The organism is Kitasatospora sp. MBT63 (genome assembly GCF_000710465.2).
GTDB lineage: Bacteria > Actinomycetota > Actinomycetes > Streptomycetales > Streptomycetaceae > Kitasatospora.
In genome coordinates this window covers 25,189-27,015 of record NZ_JAIZ01000846.1, presented here as the reverse complement: position 1 = coordinate 27,015, position 1,827 = coordinate 25,189, and the positions used below count along the sequence as shown (strand labels likewise).

Here is a 1,827-nt window from a genome sequence, read left to right as displayed (position 1 = left end):
CCTGTCGAAGACGCACCAGCTGGTCGTGGTCGGCCGCCACCGCACGCCCGAGGGACCTCTCGGACGGCTGGGGTCGGTCAGCCAGGCCGTCGTCCACCACGCCCACTGCCCGGTCGCCGTCGTACCCCCGCCCGGCCCCCGGCAGTAGGAGCAGTAGGCAGCGCGGCCCGGACGGCCTCAGGGACCAGGTCTTGCCCGCGCAGCTCCGATCGGTGGGCGGGATCGGAAACCCGGTTTCGCCGTGGTGCAGGATGGGGGACGTGGTCACGGAGGAACGCGCGGTGGAGTTGGTCGAGGCGCTGCTGTTGCGACAGCGGCAGGAGTCACCGTGGATGGCGCAGGAGCCCGAGCGGGCCGTGGCCAACGTGTACGAGCATGCCTTCGGGTGGCTGGTCGCTGTGCAGTCAGTGGAGTACATCCGCAGCCGGGACCCGGGGGAGATGCTCATTGGCCAGGGGCCGTATCTGGTCGACCGGCAGGACGGGAGCATCCACCACATTCCGGTCACCACATTCGTCAGTGACCGCTGGGAGGAGCTCTACCGCCAGCAGGTCAAGGGCGTCCGGCCGCCGGACGAGCCCGATCCGCTGCTCACGGCCGTCCAGGCACTCGTTCATTCCGACGGGATGATGGCCGCGATGCGCCACCTGCGGAAGCAGGCGCCGCTGCTGGAACCACACCAGGCGAAGGCGTACGTCACAGCAGTCAAGGACGGAAGGGAGCCCCCGGCGGAACTGGTCGGCCTCATACCGAAGCCGAAGCAGGAGACCTCTCCTCTGCTGTCCATCAGTACGCTGGCAGGCGGTCCCGCTCGGTAGCAGCCCCGGCAGTGGCGACGAGGTCATGGCCGCGTTGCCGGTCGGCCCGTACCTTCCGGACCCGAGCCAAGAGCCCCTTCGTCGTGTGGTGGAGGGTCGTGTCAGCGCCGGCGGGGAACCGGCAGTGGCTCGTGGTGATGCCAGATCAGTGATCGGTCCTGGCTGTGGAGCTCGGCGGATCCCCACTCCAGGCGGACGATGCCGTCGGCCGATGAGCACGCGTAGGCGACGAGTACGACCTTGGTGTCCGGGGAGAGGCGTGCGAGATGAGCATGGGGCTCGTCCTCGTCCGGGAGTTCGAGGCCGAGGTCCAGTTCCGGCTGACGCGGGTCGGGGCCGTGTCGGCGGATGAGGTCGGCCCGCAGCCCCGAGCTGCTGCGGAGCCTGGCCGTGCTGACCGGCACGTCCTTCTTCGCGTAGCGGTAGGGGTAGATGACGTGTCCGGCGATCACGGCGACCGTTCTGGCCTGGAGACGGACCAGCTCGGTGCCGGGCAGTTGTGACAGGCCGGCCGACAGCTCCTCGAATTGTGCGGCGTAGAGCCCGTGTCCGTACGCTTCGAGCGTCTGGGTGTGGACACCTTCATGGCCGCCCTGGGCGCGCTCGTGTGCTCGGATGATGCAGGCGGGCACGATCGCTGCGACCTTCGTGGCGAGGGGGCCGAAGACGGTGTGCGCCCAGGGGGTGGTGGAGTCTGCAACGGACATGCGAATCCCCCGATCGGTAATCCTGCGAACGACCACAGGCCCTGACGGTCCGCCGACCGGCGCGACGGATCAAGGGCGCATCGGGGGATCGCCGGTGCACGGAGCAGGGTCCGACGGGTGGCGGGGCGACGGATGGCTCATGAATCGGCGGGAGCACTCCTGGACCACACGTTGTGCACGAGACCGTACGACGCGGGCGCGAGCGGGCCCCTTCGGGAGGGCTGGCTTGGTCGAGCGGTACGCGCCCGTCGGCCCCGGAGGCCTTCCCCTGCTCGCGGCCACCGGGTACGGCCCTCCTCGGC

The 1,827-nt window shown here is 69.8% G+C and carries 3 protein-coding genes; 2 read left to right on the top strand and 1 reads right to left on the bottom strand.

All coding sequences use genetic code 11. The features are described from left to right. Positions 1 to 25: 25 nt before the first annotated feature. Positions 26 to 148: a universal stress protein gene (locus AA75_RS54240; RefSeq protein ID WP_158515677.1), complete on the top strand. Its 123-nt coding sequence runs from the start codon at positions 26 to 28 to the stop codon at positions 146 to 148. Positions 149 to 281: 133 nt separating this feature from the next. Continuing rightward, positions 282 to 818: a YrhB domain-containing protein gene (locus AA75_RS44595; protein ID WP_233289477.1), complete on the top strand. Its 537-nt coding sequence runs from the start codon at positions 282 to 284 to the stop codon at positions 816 to 818. Positions 819 to 919: 101 nt separating this feature from the next. On the opposite strand, the gene AA75_RS44590 is transcribed toward AA75_RS44595, so the two are convergent. Next, complete coding sequence (locus AA75_RS44590) at positions 920 to 1,525, bottom strand: hypothetical protein (RefSeq protein WP_033826294.1); 606 nt, start codon at positions 1,523 to 1,525, stop codon at positions 920 to 922. Positions 1,526 to 1,827 lie beyond the last annotated feature (302 nt).